The organism is Luoshenia tenuis (assembly GCF_014384745.1).
Classification (GTDB): Bacteria; Bacillota; Clostridia; order Christensenellales.
Genome location: NZ_JACRSO010000001.1, coordinates 667475 through 688954, shown reverse-complemented (window position 1 = coordinate 688954; position 21480 = coordinate 667475). Strand labels below are relative to the sequence as shown.

The following is a 21480-nucleotide window of genomic DNA, read 5'->3' as shown; positions in this document are numbered from 1 at the left end:
GCTTTGCGGCAGGATTTTGGCGCGCGGCGCAGAAAATATACAGGGTGGATTCAATGGCGCCTGTAGAGATTGGCGCTTGGTGAATAAGAACATGAGGGGGAAGCAAAAATGGCATATTTATTGGGCGTAGATATCGGTACTTCGGGCACTAAAACGGTGATGTTTGATACGCAGGGGCATACGGTAGCCAGCGCTACGGTGGAGTATCCGCTCTATCAGCCCCAGATGGGCTGGGCCGAGCAGGACCCGGAGGATTGGTGGCAGGCTACGGCTGAGACCATCCGCCAGGTCATCGCCAAGAGCGGTGCGAACCCGGAGGACATCAAGGGCATCGGCCTTTCCGGGCAGATGCACGGCATGGTGTTGCTGGACGGGGATGGCAAGGTGCTGCGCCGCTCCATCATCTGGTGCGACCAGCGCACCCAGGCTGAGTGCGATGAGATCACCGAGCGGGTGGGCCGTGAGCGGTTGATCGAGATCACCGCCAATCCGGCGCTGACGGGCTTTACGGCCTCTAAGGTGATGTGGGTGAAAAACCACCAGCCGGAGATCTTTGAAAAGACCCGCAAGGTGCTGCTGCCCAAGGATTACGTACGTTACCGGCTGACGGGGGAGTATGCCTCCGAGGTTTCGGACGCCAGCGGCATGCAGTTTTTAGATGTGCCCAAGCGTACCTGGTCCCGCGAGGTGCTGGAGAAGCTGGGCATCCCCTACGATTGGATGCCGGCGGTCTATGAGTCCCAGGAGGTCAGCGGCAAGGTCACCCGCGCGGTGGCGGAGCTGACGGGGCTTAAAGAGGGCACGCCCGTGGTGGGCGGCGGCGGCGACCAGGCCTCGGGCGCCGTGGGCAACGGCATCGTTAAAAGCGGCATCATCTCCTCTACCATCGGCACCAGCGGGGTGGTATTCGCCTATACCGATAAGGTCAGCATCGACCCCAAGGGCCGGGTGCATACCTTCTGCCACGCAGTGCCGGGTACCTGGCACATCATGGGCGTGACCCAGGGCGCGGGCCTTTCGCTGCAATGGCTGCGCAACGAGTTTGGCGGGGAGGAAAAGGATCTTGCCAAATTTATGGGGATTGACCCCTATGTATTAATGAGCGCAGAGGCCGAGCAGGCCCCGGCGGGCTGCAACGGGTTGATCTATCTGCCCTACATGATGGGCGAGCGCACGCCCCACCTGGACCCCTACTGCAAGGCGGCATTTTTCGGACTTTCGGCGGCCCACGGGCGCAGCGATATGATCCGCGCGGTGATGGAGGGCGTCTCCTACAGCCTGCTGGACTGCCTGAATATCATCAGGGAGCTGGGCGCCCCGGTTAGCGAGGTGCGCGCCTCCGGCGGCGGCGGACGCAGCAAACTGTGGCGGCAGATCCAGGCGGATATGTTCGGCCATGATATTTATACCATCAACTCCTCCGAAGGGCCTGCCCTGGGCGTAGCCATTCTGGCGGGCGTCGGCGCGGGCGAGTACGACAGCGTGCCCCAAGCCTGTGAGGCCTGTATCTCCCGGGTGGATCAACTGGAGCCCATCAAGGAGAATGTGGAGACCTACGCCAAGTTCTATCCCATCTATCAGGAACTGTACACTGCGCTTAAGCCCTCTTGTGATAAGGTGGCGCAGATACTAGGACAGAAGTAAATCAGGTTAGCAAAGGGTGGAACCAGGCGCATTTCGCTTGGTTCCGCTTGTTTTAAAATGTATTGAAGGAGGCGGAAAATATGGCAGCGCCGGATATTCTCATGATTGACGACGACGAAAATATTTGCAGACTGGTAAAACTCTATCTGGAAAAGGAAGGCTACACCTTGCAGCTGGCCCATCGCGGGGATACGGGGCTGCAGCAGTTCAGGGAGCAGCCGCCGCAGCTGGTGCTGCTGGATGTGATGCTGCCGGGCTTGGACGGCTGGTCAGTCCTGCGGGAGATCCGCAAGACCCACCGGGTGCCGATCATCATGCTGACCGCCAAGGGCGAGACCTTTGATAAGGTGCTGGGCCTGGAGCTGGGGGCGGATGATTATCTGGTCAAACCCTTTGAGCCGCAGGAGCTGCTGGCGCGTATCCGGGCGATCTTCCGGCGGATGACCCCGGAGGAGCCGCAGGATAGGATCATCCGCTACCCGAACCTGGAGATCAACCTGGCCAACTATGTGCTGACCATCCACGGCAAACATATGGAGCTGCCGCCCAAGGAGATCGAACTGCTGTATTTCCTTGCCGGGCATGCTAACCAGGTGTTCACCCGCGAGCAGCTGTTAGAACAGGTGTGGGGATTTGATTATTATGGCGACTCGCGCACGGTGGATGTACACGTCAAACGTTTGAGAGAGAAACTGGGGCAGGATGACGAATGGCAAATCAAAACGGTGTGGGGCGTAGGATACAAATTTGAGGTGAAATAATTTATGCGCCGATCACTGTACGCGCGGCTGCTGGCCACCTATCTGGGCGTGATGATGCTGGCCCTGATCGGGCTGGGCTTTCTGTTCAGTCAAATGATCGTGGGGGAGACCTATACCCAGAAGCGGGATATGCTCCGCATCGAGGCGGGGAGGCTGGCCCAGTATGCCGCGAGAGATTACTTTACTGTCGGTCAGGTCACCAAAAACTTTGGGGAGGATCTGATCTATTCCGCCGGCCAGTACAAGATCGATGTATGGCTGGTAAACCTGCAGGGCAACGTCATGCAGGTGCAGGGCGCGGGCCAGCCGGCAGAACGCTCCATCGAATCCGAGCAGCTCAAGGGCTACCTAAGCCGCATTATGAACGGGGAAACCGTTGAGACCATGGGGAACTTAAACGGGGTCTATTCCCGCCCCATGCTGACACTGGGCATGCCGGCCAAGGATCAGAGTGGCGCGGTGTTGGGCGCAATTTTCGTACATACGCCGATGGACGAAATGAATATGGCGTTTATGAATATCTACACCCGCGTCAGCTGGCTGGCGATCATGTCAGCCGGGTTGGGCGCGGTGCTGATGGCGCTGGTCACGGCAAGGATCACCCGTCCGCTCAAGCAGATGAACCTGGCTGCCAGCGAGATCGCCCACGGCAAGTTCGACCGGCGCGTAGAGGTGACCGGGGATGACGAGGTGGGCCAGCTGGCGCGCAATTTCAACAAAATGGCCGAAGAGCTTAAAAAACTGGAGGAGCTGCGGGGCGGCTTTGTGGCCAACGTATCCCACGAGCTGCGCTCGCCCATGACCAGTATGCAGGGCTTTGTGCAGGGCATGCTCGATGGCACGATCCCGCCCGAGCAGCGGGATTATTACCTGGACATCGTATTGCAGGAGACCAAGCGGCTGACCCGCCTGGTCAACGATCTGCTGGATCTGAGCAAGATGGAATCGGGCAATTTCCCCTTGCAGTGCAGCGCCTTTGAGCTTAACGAGCGCATCCGGCGGGTGCTGATCCGCTATGAAGGGCGTATCGACGATAAGCACCTGCAGGTACAGGTGGATTTCCGGTCGGAAACCTGTATGGTTTGGGCTGATCCGGATCGGATCGACCAGGTGCTGAGCAACCTGATTGACAATGCGATCAAGTTCACCCCGGAGGGGGGCCAGCTGGATATTTGGACTTATACCTCCACCGGCAAGGCGTTTTGCTGCATAAAGGACAGCGGCATCGGCTTAACGGAGGATCAGCTTCCCTTCATCTTTGAGCGGTTCTACAAGGCGGATACCGCGCATACCCCTGGCAGGGGCACGGGACTGGGCCTGTCGATCGTCAAAAAGATCATTGAGGAGCATGGACAGACCATCGAGGCCACCAGCCAGGCTGGCAAGGGGACTTCGTTCGTATTCTCTCTGGCCAGCTATCAGGAAAAGGGCAAGCTGCTGGAAAAACGGGCGAAGGACTTTGGCGGCGATAAGGCGCGCGAGCGCGAAAAAGAATGAGAGAGGGCAGGGTTTTCTTTTTACAGCACGTTCATACTTTATTAAATAAGCCGCATTATAATAAGGGCAGTTGGACAGAAATAAGATGACAATGCCTATCAAGGAGTGAAATTGATGAACGATTATTATTATGACCCGCGTCCCTCACACAGCAGGAAGTGGTTGGTCTTATCCCTGGTGATCGTTTTACTGATCATCGGCGGGCTGGTCGTCGCCGTGGCGATCGAGCATCAGAATAACGACGGTGGCTCTCAGGCGGCGGCGCCCACCACCAGCGCGCAGGCCTCGCCCAGCGCCAGCGCTTCTGGCGGAACGCAGAATACCTCGGGCGGCGAGGTAGCGCTGGGCGGCTCGCTCAAGGAAATGCAGGAGAATGAGGACGCCGTGGTGCAGGTGGCTGAGAACTTGACGCCCAGCGTGGTTTCCATCGTGGGGACCAGCGCCAGCAGTATGGGCAGCGGGACCTCCGTTTCCTCCGGCAGCGGCATTATTATCTCCGAAGAAGGCTATATTTTAACCAACAACCACGTGGTGGAGGACGCGCAGGTCATCAAAGTGGTGCTGCTGGACGGCACTGAGGCCGAGGCTAAACTGGTGGGCCGCGATGAGGCGACCGACCTTGCGGTCATTAAAGTAGATCTGCCCAATCTGGTAGCGGCGCCCTTGGGCGATTCGGACGCCATCAAGACCGGGCAGATGGCGATCGCGGTGGGCAGCCCCTTGGGCACCCAGCTTTCCGGCACGGTAACGGTGGGTTATATCTCGGCCAAGGATCGGACCATTACCAACGAGGCGGGCCGTAAGATGAACATGATCCAGACGGACGCGGCCATCAACCCCGGCAACAGCGGCGGCGCGCTGGCCAACCTGAAGGGCGAGGTCATCGGCATCAATACCTCTAAGAATACCACGATCGGCTACGATGAGTACGGCAACGCTATTTCGGCAGAGGGTCTGGGCTTTGCGATTCCCATTAACGACGCCATCCCCGTAGCGCAGCAGCTGATCGCCAACGGCAGTATCCCGCGGCCTTGGGTAGGCTTTACCTATACCCAGTTTACCGAGCAGGATGCCAAGAGCTATAATATCCCGGTGGGGTTGTTCGTGCGCAGCGTGGTAGCCGGCAGCCCGGCGGATAAGGCCGGCATTCAGCAGGGCGACCTGGTGACCGAGGTGAACGGTACGCCGATCTCGGACGATGTGGATATGCAGGATATCCTCTCGGGGGTGAATGTAGGGCAGACCATTAAAATGAAGATCTACCGCGAGCAGTTGAACCGCGAGATCGAGGTTGAGGTCACCCTGGGGGATTACACTGATTATGAGAAAATACAGGAACAACAGACCCAGCAACAGCAGGGCGGCCAGCAGCCATGGGGCCGTTAGGGTTAGCGGGGAAATAGTTAAAGCGCCGGAGAATTTCTCCGGCGCTTTTTGTTAACGCCATCAGTGATAAGAATAGAAAGAATGCGGCTGGATAAAAGCCCAGCCGCATTTGTATGATGGATGGAAGCGCTTACAGCAGCTCTGCCCGAAGGGCCTCGCCGCTCTTGGGCGAAAGATAGGCCGGAGCGATATCCAGCACCGTTTTGGCACCGCTTTGCCCCTCCTTGGCCAAGCGATACGCCGCACGAGCATAAGCCACCAGCACGCTGGAGGTGAATTCTGGGTTGCTCTCCAGCTTAAGGGAGAACTCCATCACCTGGCGGGTGCCTTCCCCGGTCTGCCCGCTGCGGATCACGAAACCGCCGTGGGGCATCGCGGCGTGCTCGCGCCGCAGCTCCTCTTCTGAAATAAAGTGAACGGTGGTATCGTAATCGGCAAAATAGTTGGGCATTTCTTTAATGGTTTTCTCTACCGCCACCGCGTCCGCGCCCGGCTGCAAGACCACAAAGCACTCGCGCAAATGTTTTTCGCGGGTGGTAAAGGCCGGCGTTTCGCCGCCGCGGATGCGGTCGATCGCGCTTTGCACAGGAACCGTATACTGCTTGGCATCCTTTACGCCGGGCACGCGGCGGATGGCATCCGAGTGGCCCTGGCTGACCCCGCGCCCCCAGAAGGTATAGCTGGCGCCCTGGGGCAGGGAGGCCTCGCCGAGCAGACGGTTCAGAGAGAATAGGCCGGGATCCCAGCCAACGGAGATGATGGCCACGTGCCCGGAGCGGGCGGCCGCCGCATCCACCGCCGCGAAGTGCTGCGGGATCTTGGCGTGGGTATCAAAGCTGTCGATGGTGTTAAAGTACTGGGCCAGCTGCGGGCCTTGCTCAGGCAGATCGGTAGCGCTGCCCCCGCACAGGATCATTACGTCGATCTCCGCTTGCATGCTGGGCGCATCGGCCAGTGCAAACACCTTGGCGCCCGGCGTCTGGGGCACAAGGCTTTTAGGGTCCCGGCGGGTAAAAATACCGGCCAGTTCCATATCCTCATTTTGCTGCAGGGCCAGCTCAACCCCGCGGCCTAAATTACCGTAACCTGCAATACCTACTTTAATTTTTGCCATAAACAGTCCTCCTTTGAAGTCCATATTCCTCCGTCATGATAACGCCAGAGGCGACCCTGCGTCAATGTTCGCCTTCGGATTCTTCCGGCGGCGTTTGGGGCGGCAGTTTGGAAACCAGCGCCCACTCTACGCGGTGCTCGATCAGCTCCTCTACCTCGATGTGCAATCCGGCCACTTCGACGGTCACCCGGCTGCCATCCTCGGGGATGGCGGTCAGCTGGCTAAAGACCAGCCCGCCCAGCGTATCGTATTCCTCTTCGGTGGGCAGTTCCATCTCCAGCGCCTCGCCCAACGACTCCAAATCGATGCCGCCGGACACCCGCCACAGGTTCTCGGCCAGGGGCTGGAGTTCCTGCACATCCTGCGGATCGAACTCATCGTAAATATTGCCCACGATCTCTTCGAGCAAGTCCTCCATGGTGACCAGTCCGCTGGTGCCGCCGTACTCGTCCACCACGATGGCCAAATGGGTCTTGGTCTTTTGCATTTCGCGGAAAAGGATATCCGCCCGGACGGATTCCGGCACAAAGTAGGCGGGGCGCATGATTTTAGAAAGCGGCAGCGGATTTTCGTGCCGCTGGTTGAGCAAGAACTGCCGGGTGGAAACGATGCCTCGGATATCGTCAATATCCTCCCCATAAACGGGGAAACGGCTCAGCCCGGTCTCCTCGATTAGGGCGAGGATATCCGCAGGCGTATCGTCTAGGCCGATGACCGACATGTCCGTTCGATGGATCATGATCTCCTCTGCGGTGGTATTATTAAATTCAAATATATTGTCGATCATCTCCCGCTCGTCCGCGGCGATGGTGCCCCGCTCCTGGCCGATATCCACCATCAGGCGGATCTCCTCTTCGGTTACGGCTTCTTCCTTCTCGGCGGGGTCAATGCGCATCAGGCGCAGCACGCCGTTGGTAGAAACGCTGAGCAGCCAGACGATGGGCTTCATGACCACGGAGAGAAAGTGGATCACGCCGCTGGCGGCGCGCGCCACCTTTTCGGAGCGCTTCATCGCCACGCGCTTGGGTACCAGCTCGCCCAGCACCAGCGTAAAATAGGAAAGGATCAAGGTGATGACGATAATCGAAATGACGTCCAACGTCTGCTCAGGAAGGACGGTAAAGCCGCAATCCTTTACAAGAAACTGGACGAGCTTATCGGAAAAGTTTTCTGCGGCAAAGGCGCTGGCTAAGAAACCGGCCAGCGTAATGCCGATTTGGATCGTGGAAAGAAAGCCGGCAGGCGTTTGCACCATGCGCAGCATCTGTTTGGCCTTTTTATCGCCTTGCTCCGCCTGGTGGCGCAGCTTGTTTTCGTTCAAAGAGATCACGGCGATCTCCGTGGCGGCAAAAAAGGCATTGAGTGCGATCAGTACGACTTGCAGTAAAAGTTGACTCCATATAGGGTCCGGTGACAAGAAGATTCCCCCTTTTAAAATTCATATCTTTTTTAGTATAACATACCGCCCAGGAATTTTTCATCACCCAATATCGGCCAAACGCGCCCTATTTGGGCGATTTTGGGCCCTGACGCGCACTACGCTTGACAGGCCAAAGCGGCGCCCGCTATACTTTTGCCTAGAGGCGCGGCGCGCAAGGAAGGGGAAGGATTAAGATGGCCAAAGCGGAATTTTCTCCATCGCTGATGTGCATGGATCTGTTGGAATTAAAAGAACAGGTGGCCTTTTTAAACGGCAAGGCGGATTTCTACCATGTGGATATTATGGACGGGCACTTCGTCAAAAACATCACGCTCTCGCCGGACTTTGTGCGGGCGCTGAGCAGGATCGCGGCAAAGCCCATCGATTGCCACCTGATGGTGACGAACCCGGAGGATTATGTGGAGAGCTTGGCAAAGGCCGGGGCGGGCTATATCACCCCGCATGCGGAGACCCTTTGCAACCAGGCCTTTCGGATGATTGGCGCGATCCGCGATGCCGGCTGTAAGGTAGGCGTTGCGGTCAGTCCGGCGACGCCGCTGGGCATGCTGGAGAGCTACCTGCACCTGGTGGATAAGCTGACCATTATGACGGTGGACCCCGGTTTTGCGGGCCAGCCCTTTATCCGCGAGATGCTGGATAAGATCGCCCTTGCCGCGCGATTAAAGGCGGAAAGGGGTTATACCTATAAGATCGAAGTGGATGGCTCGTGCAACGTGCGTACCTATAGGGAACTGTACGCGGCGGGCGCGCAGGTGTTTATTCTGGGATCCTCCGGCCTTTTTGGGCTGGACGCCAGCCTGCCCGCGGCCTGGGATAAGATGTGCGCGCAGTTTGCCGGGGAGACGGGGGTATGAACGGCCCGCAGGTCCTGGGGATCGACATTGGCGGGACGAACTTGCGCCTGGGGCTGGTGGACCGGCAGGGCCAGGTAGAAGGGTTGCAGGTGCAGCCCAGCGCCGTCCTGGCGACGGGGGACCCGATCGGCGCGCTGCAAAGCAGCATTGCGGATTACGTTGCGCGGCAGGGGACTATGCCGGAGGCAGTGGCTATCGGGCTGCCTTCCAGCATCAGCCGGGACCGGCAAAGGGTGTATTCTACGCCCAACCTGCCGGGGTTTGACGATTTGGAGATCCCGGGCCCGCTGTCGGCGCGGCTGGGGTTGCCGGTATTTCTGGAGCGGGATGTGAATTTTCTGCTTCAGTGGGATATCCATCAGTGCGGCCTGCAGGGACTAGAAAATATCCTGGGTTTTTACGTGGGTACGGGCTTTGGCAATGCGATTTATCTAAACGGCAGGTTTTATTTAGGCAAAAACGGCGTGGCCGGCGAGCTGGGGCACATCCCCCTTTATGGGGTGGAGGAGGCTTGTCCCTGCGGCAACACGGGGTGTGCGGAGGTGCGCTGCTCGGGGCGGGCGTTGCAAAAATTGGCCGCCCGGCACTATCCTGGCGAGGAAATGGGGCAACTGTTTCTGCGTCATGGGCAGGAGGCACCGCTGCGCCAGTTTATACAGGAGCTGGCCCTGCCGGTAGCCACCGAGGTCACGCTGCTGGACCCGGACGCGGTGATCCTGGCCGGCGGCGTGGTGGCGATGCCGGACTTCCCTAAAGAGATGTTTTTGGACGAGGTTTTACACCGGGTGCGCAAACCCTATCCCGCCCAGGGATTAAGGGTGCTGTTTCCGGAGCATTCCAAGCGCAGCGGCGTGGCCGGGGCTGGGCTTTACGCCTTTGAGCGGCTGCAAAACCGTTAGGAGGGATTGACGATGGAAAAGCATATGCCGGACGAAAAAACGCTGCGCGCCCTGATGGGGCAGGAAAAGTATGCGGCTTTTGCCGCGGCCGCCGCGATGATTGAGGACAGCTATGAGATGGAGACCTTGTGGGGGCCAGGCGGCAAGGCCGGCCCGTATGAGCTGAAATACCGCCGGGGCGGCAAGACGCTGTGCGCCCTTTATCCCCGGGAGAATTCGTTTGGGTTTATGATGATCTTTGGCCGGGCAGAGCGGGAGAAGTTTGAAGCCATGCGCGAAGAATTTTCTGCTGAGACGCAGCGGGTTTACAATGAGGCGCATACCTATCGAGATGGCAAGTGGGTCATGTTTGAGAGCCCCGCAGGGGAACATCTGGCGGAGATGAAAAGGCTGTTGGCCATCAAACGCCGGCCAAATCGAAAATAGTATGCAGATAAAGTTTGAGAAAGGGTAGCAGATCTGTTATACTGATGTGCGTAAAATGCCCGGCCCAACTGATGGACCGGGCTATCAATATGCTTTTTGGAGGGGTTGCTGTGGAACGCAACAAGAAGTTGAAAAGACTGGTGCTGGCCGCGCTGTTTGCGGCGCTGAGCTGTGTAGCGACGCTGATCATCCAGATCCCTTCGCCCATGCAGGGGTATGTGAACCTGGGGGATTGTTTCGTGCTGCTGGGCGCCTACGCGCTGGGGCCGGTCTGGGGCGGGGCTGCCGGCGGCATCGGTTCTATGCTGGCGGACCTTTTGGCCGGCTATGCCCACTATGCGCCGGGCACGCTGGTCATTAAGGCGCTCAGCGCCTTGGTGGCGGCGCTGATCTTTAAGACGCAGAAATCCCGCCGCAGCGTGCTGCCGGTGATTTTGGGCGGCCTGGCCGGCGAGGCGGTAATGGTTGCCGGATACTTCGGCTACGCCTGCCTGCTGCTGGGCAAAGGGCTGGCCGCGGCTACCAGCATACCGGGCAACCTGGTGCAGGCGGCGGTGGGCATCATCGCCTCAACGGTAATGATCCATCTGATCGGCCGCTCGCCCAAGCTCTACCAATACTTGGAGCGTTAGCCGATGGGCGCGGATAGAAGGCGGCTGGATGGGCCGGCCTGCCGGAAAGTACTGGCGCAGGGCAGATGGGGCACGCTGTGCACCGCCAGCAGGGATGGAGCGCCTTACGGCGTCCCCCTCAACTACGTGTTTGTGCCCGATGAGGATGCGATCTATTGCCACTGCGCGCCGGTGGGGCGAAAGCTGCGCAACATAGCCGAAAACCCGCGCGTGTCCTTTGCGGTGGTGGGCTGGGAGCAATTGGTTCCGGAACGGTTTATTACCAACTTTGCCAGCGTGATGGTCGAAGGGCAGGCCCGGTTAGTTATGGATGCAGATGAGAAGCGCCGCGCGCTGCTGGCGCTTTGCGGCGCGCTGGCGCCCGGACAACCCCGGCGCGATGCGGTGATTGCCCGCTATCTCCAAAGTGTAGTCATCATCCGGATCGATATCGTTTCAGTCACGGGCCGCGAGAACCGGGATGACCAGGGGTTGCGCGCGAATGATTGACAGCTGCCTGCAAAATATGGTATTTTATTGAATGTATGGTGCATATGAAGTGCGCTGCGTGCGGCAGAAGGCCGCCGGCAAGACGGAAAGAATAGCCATTTTATACCGCATAGGGATCAGACTTGTAGTCTGCTATTGTAAAGTCAGAAGGCTTCTATTTTTTATAGAAGTCTTTTTCTTTTGCTTGAGGGAGGAAAACCAATGGATCTAAGTGCGATCCGTACAGCCTGGCAGGGCGGCAAGGGCGACCGTAAGGCTTCGGCCGAACTGTGGGACAGCCTTTCGCCCCGGTATAGGCTGGACGCGCTGCCGGATGAAGGGCAGGACAGCTTGCTAAAGCTGATCGCCGGAAAAGGGCTGCTGCCCAAGGGCGGGCGCGCGCTAGACGTGGGCTGCGGCGGCGGGCGATATACCCTGGCGCTGGCGCGCAAGGGATATGCGGTCACCGGCCTGGATTTTGCGCCGCAGATGATCGCTGCCGCCAAAGAAAATGCACAGCGGCTGGATGTGCCCGCCGCCCGTTTTTTACAGGCGGATTGGGAGGGACTGGACCTGCGGGAAGCGGGCATGGAAAAGGCCTTTGACCTGGTCCTTGCCCATATGACGCCGGCGGTGCAATCCGCCGCGGGCTTTGAAAAGCTGATGGCTGCCAGCCGTGGCGCCTGTATCTTGACCAAGCTGACCCGCCGCAGCCACGCGGTGCAGGACGGGGCCTTTGCGCAGTTGGGCATGCGTCCCTTTGGCAATGACGATACCATCGCTTATGCCTTTGACCTGCTGTGGACGCTGGGCTACCAGCCCCGCGTCGCCTATGAGGCGCGCCAGTGGCTGGGGCGCGTGCCGGTGGAGCAGATGCATCAGGAGATCTGCCGGCGGGCGGCGGTAACGCGGGCGTTGAGCCCTGGGGAACAGGACGCGGTCTTGCGCTATCTGCAGGGCCTGGCACAGGATGGAATGATCGAAGAGACCTCGCGCGCCACGGCGGTAACGCTTTACTGGCGCGTGGATGAGTGATGATTGAAGGGGGATTGCGCAAATGCAGAGCAAACAGGAAATGTGGGAAAGGGCCGCGGCCTTCCATGGCCATGTGTGCGGGGGGCTGACCATCGGCTTTCAGGCGGCGCGCTATGCAATGGAGTTGCTGGAGATCGATTTTTCTAAGGATGAAGACGTGGTGTGCGTGACCGAAAACGACGCCTGTGGGGTGGACGCCATCCAGGTGCTTTTAGGGTGCAGCGTGGGCAAGGGCAACCTGCTTTTCCGGCTGCGGGGCAAGCAGGCCTTCTCCTTTTTCAACCGCAAGAGCGGCAAATCGGTGCGCCTGGTATTGCGCCCCGGGCCGGACATGCCCCGGGAGGCGCGCCAGCAATACCTGTTTAACGCGGATTATAAAGACCTGTTCGATGTAAAGCCGGTTCCCTTTACCCTGCCGGAGCGGGCACGGCTGTTTGCCTCCCAGCCCTGCGCGGTATGCGGGGAGACCACGGCCGAACAGTGGCTGCACGCGCAGGAGGGGCAGCTGGTCTGCCCGGATTGCTTTAAGGCCTACAGCCGGTTCTTTTAAGACGGAATTATAGATAACTAAGATGAGGGAAATGAAATGTTTAAAAAAGCAATTACAATATTGATGGCCCTGTGCCTGCTGGCCGGGTGCGCGGGCTGCGCGTCCACCCCGGCTTCCGGTACCGCGTCGGATGCGACACAGACCGGCGCCGCGGCGTCGGGCACGGCGCAGGCGGATACCGTGACCATAACCGATCTTTATGGCCGTCAGGTCACGCTGCCACGGGAGATCAAATCCATCGTTTGCACCGGCGCAGGGGCGCTGCGGATGATCTGCTACGCCCAAGCGCAGGACTTGGTCATCGGCGCGGAGGACAGCGACAAGACCCAGACCATCAAGCGCGGCTACAATTACGTGAATAACGCTATCTTTAAAGACCTGCCCAGCATCGGTAAGGGCGGCGGCCGGGGCTATACCGCGTATGAGGAGGAGATCATCGCCCTGGCGCCGGATGTGATCTTTTCCGCCTATAACAGCGAGGCACTGGAGGAGCTGGCCAGCAAGACCGGCATCCCGGTGGTAGCCATTACCTATGACAGCGGCATGTTTGATGAGAAGCTGTTTCAATCTTTGGAGCTGATCGGTCAGCTGCTGGGCAAGCAGGAGCGCTGCGATCAACTGACCGATGCGCTAAAGGCCGCCCAGCAGGATTTAAGCGCCCGTACGCAGGATATTGCGGATGCGGATAAGCCTACGGCCTATTCGGGCGCGGTCACCTTCTCGGGCGGGCACGGCTTTGAGGGGACTTACGCCAACTTCCCGCCATTTACGGCCATCGGCGCTAAAAACGTAGTGGATGAGACCGGGCTGGACGGATCCTTGCAGATCGACCTTGAAAAGGTGCTGGTGTGGGATCCGGAGGTGATCTTTCTGGACCCTGGCAATATGGACCTGGTAAACGAGCAGTACGACAAGAACCCCACCTATTTCCAATCGCTGCAGGCGGTGAAAAACGGCGAGGTCTATTCTATGATCTCCTACAATAATTACACCACGAATGTGGAACTGGCCGTAGCGGACGCCTACTATGCCGGAACGGTGATGTTCCCGGAGCAGTTTGCCGATATCGACATTGAGCAAAAGGCGGATGAACTGTTTGAACTGTTTTTAGGCAAGCCCATCTACAGCGATATGCAGGCGGCGGGGCTGAGCTTTGGCAAAATTACGATTGGGGAGTAGCAGTTGGATAAGGCGGTTGCGTTGAACCCGCAGGGGTATAACGAATTTATTAAAAAGAAGGTATTGGTGCTCATCGCCTTGGCGGTGCTGGCGCTGGGGGTGGCGCTGCTCTCCATCCTGGCGGGCTCTTCTGGGCTGACGTTGGGAGAGGTATTCGCCTCGCTTTTTGGGCAGGGGACGGCAAAGACCAACGCCATCGTTTGGAACGTGCGCCTGCCCCGGATCGTGACGGCGATGGTGGTGGGCGGCGCCCTGGCTATGAGCGGGTGCGTGATGCAAAGCGTGCTGCGCAATCCGTTGGCCTCGGCTTCTACCTTGGGCGTATCCCAAGGCGCGGCCTTTGGGGCTACGGCGGCCATCATTCTGTTTGGCGCGGGGGTACAAAACTCCGCGTCGGCCGCCAGCGCCATCAGCATCTCCAACCCCTATCTGGTCACCCTATGCGCCTTTGGCGGAGGTATTATCTCCACGTTGGTCGTGCTGGGGTTAAGCCGCGTACGGCGGATCTCTCCCCAGTCCATGGTGCTGGCGGGCGTGGCGCTCAGCTCGCTTTTTACCGGCGGTACCACGCTGCTACAATACTTTGCGGACGATGTGCAGGTCGCGGCGGTAGTCTTTTGGACCTTTGGCGACCTGGGACGTACCAGCTGGCAGGAGATCGCCCTGATCGCGGGGATCACCCTGGCGGCGGGCCTGTACTTTTTTGCCAACCGCTGGAACTATAACGCCATGGAAGCCGGGCCGCATACCGCCCAGTCCCTGGGGGTAAACGTGGGGGCCGTGATGCTGGCGGGCATGACGGTCAGCTCCCTTGTGGCCTCCACGGCGGTCTCCTTTGTGGGGATCATCAACTTTGTAGGCCTGGTGGCCCCGCACATGGTGCGCAAGTTTGTGGGGAACGATTACCGCTTTTTGCTGCCGGCCTCGATGCTGATGGGCATGGTGATCCTGCTGGTCAGCGACCTGGCGGGGCGGCTGGCCGTGGCGCCGGTGATCCTCCCCATCGGGGCGATCACCTCCTTCTTGGGCGCGCCGCTGTTTTTGTATATGATCTTTAAAGGGGTGCGATAGCATGATTACCGTACGCGACTTGCACTTTGGCTATGGCAGCCAAAAAGTGCTGCAGGATATCTCCTTTGACCTTTCCAAAGGGGAATGCCTGGCCGTGCTGGGCAACAATGGCGCGGGCAAATCCACGCTGATGAAATGCCTGAACCGCATCCTCCACGCCCAGGGCGGCAGCGTGCTGGCGGAGGGGAAGGATCTATTGAACCTGCCCCGCCGGGAGCTGGCCCGCCAGGTGGCCTACGTGGCCCAGAAGGGGGAGGGCAGCCGGGCCACGGTGTTTGATACCGTGCTGCTGGGCCGCAAGCCCTACATCAAGTGGAGCCTGGAGGAGGGGGATTATGCCATCGCCCGGGAGGTGCTGCAAAGGATGCACCTGGAGGATTTTGCGCTGCGCTATATCGACGAGCTCAGCGGCGGCGAGCTGCAGCGGGTGATGCTGGCGCGGGCGCTGTGCCAGCAGCCAGAGCTATTGCTGCTGGATGAACCCACCAGCAGCCTGGACCCTAAGAGCCAGTACGAAGTAATGGCATTGGTGCGCGCCATCGCCCGGCAGAACGATATCGCTGTGGTCATCGTCATCCACGACCTGAACCTGGCGCTGCGGTACTGCGACCGGTTCCTTTTCCTTAAGGAGAACCGCATCTTTGCCTATGGGGGTTACGAGGTTATGACGCCCGAGGTCATCGGCCAGGTATATGGCATGCCGGTGGATATCGTGCAGCATAAGGGCGTGCGCACCGTTATCCCCTTGCCTTTTGAGGGAGAAGCGGTATAAAATAAGCATAAGAGGTAAAGGAGGGATGGGGATGACCAAGCTCAAGGGAATGCTGCCCTTTCTAGCGGGCATGCTGGCCGTGTTTTACCTGCTGCCGCTATTGGTGCGGGATACGGGGTCGGGCATGTTTGTTTTACTGGGGCTGGTGCCGCTGTGCTGTTTTGCGCTGGCGCTGGCCTATGGGCTGATGCGGCCCTTTTCGCCGCTGTACGCGCTGTTTTGCGCGCTGCTTTTTCTCCCCACCCTGTGGATATTCTTTAACGAATCGGCCTGGGTGTATATTCCGGCCTATGGAGCCATTGCGCTTTTAGGCAGCGGGATCGGCGCGCTGATCGCCAAGGGCCTCAGGCGCGTATCATGACCGAACGGATAAAGGCCCGCGGAATGTTTCCGCGGGCCTTTTAGCATGCTTTTTCTGGGGGATGCCGGGTTTTTTATTTGGTGTACAAAAAAGGCGGCTTTTGCAGGACGGCTTGACGTAAAGGCAGCCTTTGGCTATGCTGGATATGGAATGGACAGGAGGACAGGATAATGGCGATAAGAACGTTACGCATAGACGATGACCCGGTACTGCGCAAGCCTTGCAGGCCCATTGCACAGGTGGATGAGCGCATCCGCACCCTGCTGGAGGATATGGGGGATACCCTGCGGGCGGCGGGCAATGGCGCGGCCATCGCGGCCTGCCAGATCGGCGTATTGCGCCGGGCGGTGGTGATCGACTGGGAGGGCGAGCTGATCCATCTGGTCAACCCCGTCATTCTGGAGGCCGAGGGCGAGCAGGAGTGCCTGGAAGGGTGCCTGAGCTTCCCTGGACGTTGGGGCCGGACGATACGCCCGCAAAGGGTGCGGGTGCAGGCGCTAAATGAGCGGGGCGAGCCCTTTACGCTGGAGGGCGAGGGCTTGCTGGCCCAGTGCTTAAGCCACGAGCTGGACCATCTGGACGGCATCGTCTTTACCCAGCGGGTGACCCACTGGCTAAGTGAGAAGGAATTGCAAAGCTTATAAAAAAGTGCGTGGCTATGCCACGCACTTTTTGGGTTACCGGGCGCTGCCTTTAAGGGCGCGCAGGCGCGCTTTATCTTCGGGCGTTACCCGGTAGGATTCTAATGCCTTTTGGATGGCCTTGCGATAGGTAAAGCCGTCCAGGTGGCAGCTGGGTGAAGCCAGATAGTCCAGCGCCGCCTGTGGAAATTTTGCGCAGCACTCGGCTACTGTCCAGGCGGCAGCCATTTTAAAGTAGTACCCGGGGTGCTGCGCCCCATCCAGCCGGGCCAATACTTCATCTGCGTATTCAGGGAGGATAAAGTGGTGCAGCATCAGCACAGCGCCAAAGCGCATGGCGTATTCCTGTCCGCTTTCAAGCTGCTGCCCGGCCAGCGCCCAATAGGGCTGGGGGAACCGGCGCGCATCCTTTAAGCTGGTGCAAAAGCTGTCGCATACCGACCAGTTATCGATCAGCGGGATGAATCCACGAACCCGTTCCAGCCGCTGCTCGGGCGGCATTTTGGCCTGGGCGATGATAAAGCCGTGCAGCAGCGTCAGTTCAAAGCAGCCCTCCGGCGCCTGGGCTAAAAATCCGGCCCAGTCCTGCGCTCGGGCGATCTCCTTGGCCAGCGCGCGTACCTTTGGCAGCCGCACCCCCAGGATCCCCGTCACGCCGGGCAGCAATTTGCTGGTAAAGGCCTGATAGCCCGGCTCGGACATCTGTTGCAGGCACAGCAGGGCCTGTTGGTTATTCATTGCGCCACCTCATTTCTCTTTGAACAGGTACCGCTCGATGGCCAGCGCAGCGCCGTCCTCATCTTGGGTGAGGGTGAGGGCGTCCGCCGCGAGGCGAACCGGGTCGGGCGCCTGCCCCATGGCTACGCCCATACCGGCATAGCGCAGCATCTCGATATCGTTATCATGATCCCCCATAGCCAGGATGGACTGGCGCCCGATCCCCAGCCGCCTGGCAAGCGCGTCGATGGCCATAGGCTTGGAAACGCCCCGGGCGCCGACTTCAAGATAGGTATCTTTAGAGCGGGAAACGGCCAGCAGCTCCGCCTCCGGGCAGGCTTGCAGCTGGGCGGTCAGTCGGTCCAGCTGCGCGGGCGGCGCCATGCACAGCAGCTTATCCGGCCCGGCCTGCCGGGCACGCCACTGCGCCGCGAGCGGGGCAAAGGCGCGCAGCTCCGGCTGGAACCCTACGATATCCGCCTCCTGTTTGGCCCAGGGGTCGAACCGCTCACAAAACCAGTTTTCCCCTTCGTACACGCTAAGGTGCACGCCCAGCGCCCGGCAAAGCTGAACGACTTTGGCGCTGGCCCCGGCATCCAGGAAGGCCAGGCGTTCCAAACGGCCGTGGTAGACCAGCAGCGCGCCGCTAAAGCAGATCATGGGCTGATGCGCAAGGCCCAGCATATCGGCAACCGCGCCAACGCCTTTGGGGCTGCGGGCGGAAACCAAGACGAAGGGAACCTGTTGCGCGGCGCGCAAGATGGCTGTGCACGTCCGCTGCGAGGCTTGATGGCGAGAGTTCAGGATCGTGCCGTCGATATCCGAGCATACCATTTGAATGGCCGGCATGGAATAGCCCTCCTTTATCCTATCGTTTCTATCAAAAAGCATAGCATAGGAGCGGTTTATCGGCAAGAAGGCATGAAAAAACCAAATGCCCGCCCTCTTGAGGGCGGGCATTTATCCTTACGGCTTAATAGTATTTGGGCTTGTAGCTGGATACGGCGCCCGCGGCGTCCCCTGCACAGGCGCAGCTGACGATTTGGAACAGGAAAAACCATAGAAAAGTAGCGATGATGCCGGTGATAATCAACGATTTGGCCAGGTCCATATCGTCTTTGGCTACAAATATGCACCCCAGGACGATGCCCAGCCCCGGGAACAGGATGGAAACGATATACAGCCAGGTTACCGAGCCATAGGCCGCAGCCTTGGGCACATCGGGCGTGACCGAGCCGGTATAGGGGGTCAGCGGCAGGTGGCATTCCGGGCAGAGCTGCACGTTGGCCGCGTAGATTCCGCCGCAGTGCGGGCAGACCTTTTTGGCGCCGCTTGCCGCAGCGCTTTTAAGCGAGGTGTGGCACTTAAAGCACTCAGTTGCGTTGTCGCTGTTGAGCTCCTGACATTTGGGACAGGTTTTCATAGATGTTCCCCCTTTATGAAATGTTGTGTTAGAGCGTCTGCAAAAAGCCCGCCAGGCGCGAGGCGATGCGGGCATGGCCCGCGTCGTTGGGATGCAGGCCATCCGGACGGTATTGCGCCTTATTCTATAAACCAGAACGATCTTTCCTCCATTTTAATGCTTTATGGGAGGTCAAAACAAGGTATGCGCACGTTAGACTATAGCCAGCGCAAAGAAAAAGGCCGGCACCGCCATGGCGGTACCGGCCTTTGTGGCTCTTATACTAGATATTTTAAGCCGGATAGATCAGCCGGGCGGCCATCAGCGGCAGCCCATCCAGCTTTTCTCCAACCACATCGGCAAAGATGCGGCAGGCGTCCCCCTCTTTGACCTTAACGGCCCCATCGTAGGTGATCGCCAGCGCCTCGCCATCGGATAGGGTAAAGGTAAAGCGCATGGGGCTGCCGGGGGTCACCTCGCCAATGGTCCCCTCGCACAGAAAAACCTTGCCCGCCAGCTTTTCAGGGGCGGCGGAGAGCTTGGGATAATCCATCTTCCAGGCGCTTTTGGTGTATTCCTCCGCATTGGGCTTGCGGTACAGCCGGTGGGTGAGCCGGGATTGAGAGCCATCGCCCATGGTAGCGGTCACCTCGATATTTTGCCAGCCGTAATCCCTCAGCTGGGCCGTAAAGGTGAAGTTGCCGCCGCTGTCCTGCGTCAGGCTGCCCGAAAGCATCAGCGGGCAGGTGATCACCGCGTCCGGGTCGCACTGGCCCGAAACGGTAAAGGTCTCCTCCTCGGTGATCTCGCTTAGGTCCTCGCTTAAGGAGAGCGCCACGGGCATGCCCGGCCGCTCGATGGTAATGGTCCGGGTGATGGGCAGGTGATAGGGTGCCTGGGCCTTGATGGTATGCTCGCTGGTCTGTCCGGCGGTGAGCGGCACCGTCACGGTATAACGGCCGGTATCGTCCAGCTGGGCGGATACGTCCTCCCCGTTGATCCAGAGCTTGCTGCCCGGCTCCAGCTGCAGGTCCAACAGTACCGCCGGGGAGGTGGTGGAGACGCTTTCGCCCTCGGGCGAGATCAACACCAACTCGGTGGGTTCTACCTTAAGCCCCTCGGGGGTGAGCGTGTAGCTGCGCGGCTGGCCCGAACCCTCTACCGTTACGGTGATCTCACAGGAGACCTGTTCGCTCTCGGGCCATTGGCTGAGCAATTCGCTCTCCTTGATCTCGAACTGCGCGCTGCCGTTTTGAATCACACCGGTGCGCTCCACAGGGGAGAGGCGCACGCTCTCACCATCCTGGCCGCGGACGGTGACGACCTGCAGCTTTTCCCCATCCCGCGAGATAGCCTCGATCTTGGGCTGATACTCGGAAGGATCCACCGGCGCTGGGGAGGCAGCCGCCTGCTGACGGTTCACCGGGGCGTCGTTGGCCCCTAGATAGTGGCTGACCCCCGCGTACCCGGCGATCCCCGCGGCTACGACGGCCACAGCCGCCACCGCGATGGCCATGCCGCGGCGCACGCTGCGCTTGCGCGCCGCCCGCTCCTGCCGGGTCTCGGGCAAATCTTGGAAGGGATCCTCCGGGATGGTGACGATGGGCTCGCGTCCAGCGGGCATGCCGTGGGCCGCGCGCACGGGGTCGCGCAACGGGTCGGCCGCAATGGCTTTATCCGGCTTTTGGGCATGCGTCTGGGGCGTTTGAGACGGTGCGGCGTCCGCCGCCTGCCCGGCCGGTTCAATCATTCTGTTTTGCGCCGGGGGGTCCTGCGCCTGTATCTGTACCGGCGGGGCGTCCTGCAAGCGGCCGGTACGGGGCTTGAGCATGCAGCCGCAGTTGGGGCAAAAGTAGTAAGAATCCGGGTTTTGCGCCCGGCAGATAGGGCATTGCATCTTCATATCGACTCCTTCGGGATAGATTGCTTCTCTTTTTTTAACTTTGCCTCTAGTATTGCCCCGTTTGCTGCGGCTAATGCCCCCAATAAGGGGTTCTCTGTTTTAAAAAAACGTGCTACAATATAAATCATTGTAAAATAGGTTCATTATGCCCAGAATTTAGGGAGGCTTTTTATGCAAGTAGAAGAGTATTATGAGCAGATCGTATCTGCACCCAAACCCCGCCGGGGCGTGCTGGGCATGCTTAAAGCGGGTCAGATCATCTTCCTGGTGCTGACCGTGATCACGTTCGCGGCGTTTTACCTGTTCCCCATCAGCGGCGGCACGGCCGGGGCGATCCTGGGCTTTTCGGTGCCGGTGATCTGCCTGGCGCTCAGCTTGCTGTACCGCTGGCGGCGGCGCAAGATGCTCACGGATTATGAGTACATCTTTTCCAATGGGGATCTGGAGATCGCCCGGGTGATCGCCAACGCCAAGCGCCGCAAGCTGATGACCTGTGATGTGGCCAACTTTGAATCCATGGGCCCCATCGCCGATGAGGAGGGCAAGCGCCTTTCCAATATGCCAGAGCTGCAAAAGGTGATCGCCACGCCGGACGGGGTCGCCACCCATTACGCGTATTTTAACCGCAATGGCGAAAAGACCATGCTGCTGTTTTCGCCCAACGAGAAGCTCTTTGAGATGATCCGCCAGCAGAACAAGCGCGCGCGCCTGTATCAGGGGAGATGAG

23 protein-coding genes are annotated in these 21480 nt (G+C 59.4%); 17 read left to right on the top strand and 6 right to left on the bottom strand.

From position 1 onward, the window contains the following. The first annotated feature begins 108 nt into the window (after nucleotides 1-108). The 4 genes from xylB to H8699_RS03305 all read left to right on the top strand — a co-directional run bounded on the left by xylB (nucleotide 109) and on the right by H8699_RS03305 (nucleotide 5288). Nucleotides 109-1644, top strand: a complete 1536-nt coding sequence (gene xylB / locus H8699_RS03320; RefSeq protein WP_249284469.1) for a xylulokinase — start codon at nucleotides 109-111, stop codon at nucleotides 1642-1644. Between the two features lie 80 nt (nucleotides 1645-1724). Further along, nucleotides 1725-2405, top strand: coding sequence for a response regulator transcription factor (locus tag H8699_RS03315; RefSeq protein ID WP_138295037.1), 681 nt, complete (start codon nucleotides 1725-1727; stop codon nucleotides 2403-2405). A gap of 3 nt (nucleotides 2406-2408) precedes the next feature. Beyond that, on the top strand, nucleotides 2409-3902 hold the full coding sequence (locus tag H8699_RS03310) for a sensor histidine kinase (protein ID WP_138295036.1): 1494 nt from the start codon (nucleotides 2409-2411) through the stop codon (nucleotides 3900-3902). 114 nt (nucleotides 3903-4016) lie between these two features. Continuing rightward, the gene (locus tag H8699_RS03305) at nucleotides 4017-5288 is read left to right on the top strand and encodes a S1C family serine protease (protein ID WP_249284468.1); all 1272 of its coding nucleotides are present in this window, start codon (nucleotides 4017-4019) and stop codon (nucleotides 5286-5288) included. A gap of 130 nt (nucleotides 5289-5418) precedes the next feature. Here H8699_RS03305 and H8699_RS03300 read toward each other — a convergent pair whose 3' ends face one another. Both H8699_RS03300 and H8699_RS03295 read right to left on the bottom strand, forming a co-directional pair. Beyond that, nucleotides 5419-6402 carry a diaminopimelate dehydrogenase gene (locus tag H8699_RS03300; protein ID WP_249284467.1) on the bottom strand — a complete coding sequence of 328 codons (984 nt, stop codon included), beginning with the start codon at nucleotides 6400-6402 and terminating at the stop codon, nucleotides 5419-5421. 61 nt (nucleotides 6403-6463) lie between these two features. Next, the gene (locus H8699_RS03295; RefSeq protein WP_249284466.1) at nucleotides 6464-7819 is read right to left on the bottom strand and encodes a hemolysin family protein; all 1356 of its coding nucleotides are present in this window, start codon (nucleotides 7817-7819) and stop codon (nucleotides 6464-6466) included. 197 nt (nucleotides 7820-8016) lie between these two features. Between H8699_RS03295 and alsE the strand changes: the two genes are divergently transcribed. From alsE to def, 12 genes are all read left to right on the top strand, one after another. Continuing rightward, on the top strand, nucleotides 8017-8697 hold the full coding sequence (alsE, locus tag H8699_RS03290; protein ID WP_249284465.1) for a D-allulose 6-phosphate 3-epimerase: 681 nt from the start codon (nucleotides 8017-8019) through the stop codon (nucleotides 8695-8697). Further along, the gene (gene alsK, locus H8699_RS03285) at nucleotides 8694-9596 is read left to right on the top strand and encodes an allose kinase (RefSeq protein WP_249284464.1); all 903 of its coding nucleotides are present in this window, start codon (nucleotides 8694-8696) and stop codon (nucleotides 9594-9596) included. The genes alsE and alsK overlap by 4 nt, the downstream gene beginning before the upstream one ends. A 12-nt stretch (nucleotides 9597-9608) precedes the next feature. Beyond that, nucleotides 9609-10022, top strand: coding sequence for a DUF3788 domain-containing protein (locus tag H8699_RS03280; protein WP_249284463.1), 414 nt, complete (start codon nucleotides 9609-9611; stop codon nucleotides 10020-10022). Between the two features lie 110 nt (nucleotides 10023-10132). After that, complete coding sequence (locus tag H8699_RS03275; RefSeq protein ID WP_249284462.1) at nucleotides 10133-10654, top strand: ECF transporter S component; 522 nt, start codon at nucleotides 10133-10135, stop codon at nucleotides 10652-10654. A gap of 3 nt (nucleotides 10655-10657) precedes the next feature. Beyond that, nucleotides 10658-11143, top strand: a complete 486-nt coding sequence (locus tag H8699_RS03270) for a pyridoxamine 5'-phosphate oxidase family protein (protein WP_249284461.1) — start codon at nucleotides 10658-10660, stop codon at nucleotides 11141-11143. Between the two features lie 201 nt (nucleotides 11144-11344). Further along, the gene (locus H8699_RS03265) at nucleotides 11345-12157 is read left to right on the top strand and encodes a class I SAM-dependent methyltransferase (protein WP_249284460.1); all 813 of its coding nucleotides are present in this window, start codon (nucleotides 11345-11347) and stop codon (nucleotides 12155-12157) included. A gap of 22 nt (nucleotides 12158-12179) precedes the next feature. Further along, a complete protein-coding gene (locus H8699_RS03260; protein ID WP_147518984.1) occupies nucleotides 12180-12707 on the top strand; it encodes an FmdE family protein in 528 nt (175 codons plus the stop codon). A gap of 36 nt (nucleotides 12708-12743) precedes the next feature. Next, a complete protein-coding gene (locus H8699_RS03255) occupies nucleotides 12744-13886 on the top strand; it encodes an iron ABC transporter substrate-binding protein (RefSeq protein ID WP_249284459.1) in 1143 nt (380 codons plus the stop codon). 3 nt (nucleotides 13887-13889) lie between these two features. Then, nucleotides 13890-14957 (top strand): FecCD family ABC transporter permease, encoded by a 1068-nt coding sequence (locus H8699_RS03250; RefSeq protein WP_249284458.1) that lies wholly within the window; start codon nucleotides 13890-13892, stop codon nucleotides 14955-14957. 1 nt (nucleotide 14958) lies between these two features. Next, entirely contained in the window at nucleotides 14959-15729 is a 771-nt protein-coding gene (locus H8699_RS03245; protein ID WP_249284457.1) for an ABC transporter ATP-binding protein, read from the top strand. Nucleotides 15730-15760: 31 nt separating this feature from the next. Continuing rightward, nucleotides 15761-16090: a hypothetical protein gene (locus tag H8699_RS03240; RefSeq protein WP_249284456.1), complete on the top strand. Its 330-nt coding sequence runs from the start codon at nucleotides 15761-15763 to the stop codon at nucleotides 16088-16090. Between the two features lie 170 nt (nucleotides 16091-16260). Beyond that, nucleotides 16261-16734 (top strand): peptide deformylase, encoded by a 474-nt coding sequence (gene def, locus H8699_RS03235; RefSeq protein ID WP_249284455.1) that lies wholly within the window; start codon nucleotides 16261-16263, stop codon nucleotides 16732-16734. Between the two features lie 33 nt (nucleotides 16735-16767). Here def and H8699_RS03230 read toward each other — a convergent pair whose 3' ends face one another. The 4 genes from H8699_RS03230 to H8699_RS03215 form a co-directional block, all read right to left on the bottom strand. Then, complete coding sequence (locus H8699_RS03230) at nucleotides 16768-17469, bottom strand: DNA alkylation repair protein (RefSeq protein ID WP_249284454.1); 702 nt, start codon at nucleotides 17467-17469, stop codon at nucleotides 16768-16770. A gap of 9 nt (nucleotides 17470-17478) precedes the next feature. Continuing rightward, nucleotides 17479-18297 (bottom strand): Cof-type HAD-IIB family hydrolase, encoded by an 819-nt coding sequence (locus H8699_RS03225; RefSeq protein WP_249284453.1) that lies wholly within the window; start codon nucleotides 18295-18297, stop codon nucleotides 17479-17481. 124 nt (nucleotides 18298-18421) lie between these two features. Continuing rightward, nucleotides 18422-18871 (bottom strand): double zinc ribbon domain-containing protein, encoded by a 450-nt coding sequence (locus tag H8699_RS03220; RefSeq protein ID WP_249284452.1) that lies wholly within the window; start codon nucleotides 18869-18871, stop codon nucleotides 18422-18424. Nucleotides 18872-19142: 271 nt separating this feature from the next. Beyond that, entirely contained in the window at nucleotides 19143-20753 is a 1611-nt protein-coding gene (locus tag H8699_RS03215) for a zinc ribbon domain-containing protein (protein WP_249284451.1), read from the bottom strand. Nucleotides 20754-20924: 171 nt separating this feature from the next. On the opposite strand from H8699_RS03215, the gene H8699_RS03210 reads away from it, so the two are divergent. Then, on the top strand, nucleotides 20925-21479 hold the full coding sequence (locus H8699_RS03210; protein ID WP_249284450.1) for a DUF6106 family protein: 555 nt from the start codon (nucleotides 20925-20927) through the stop codon (nucleotides 21477-21479). Nucleotide 21480: the final 1 nt, after the last annotated feature.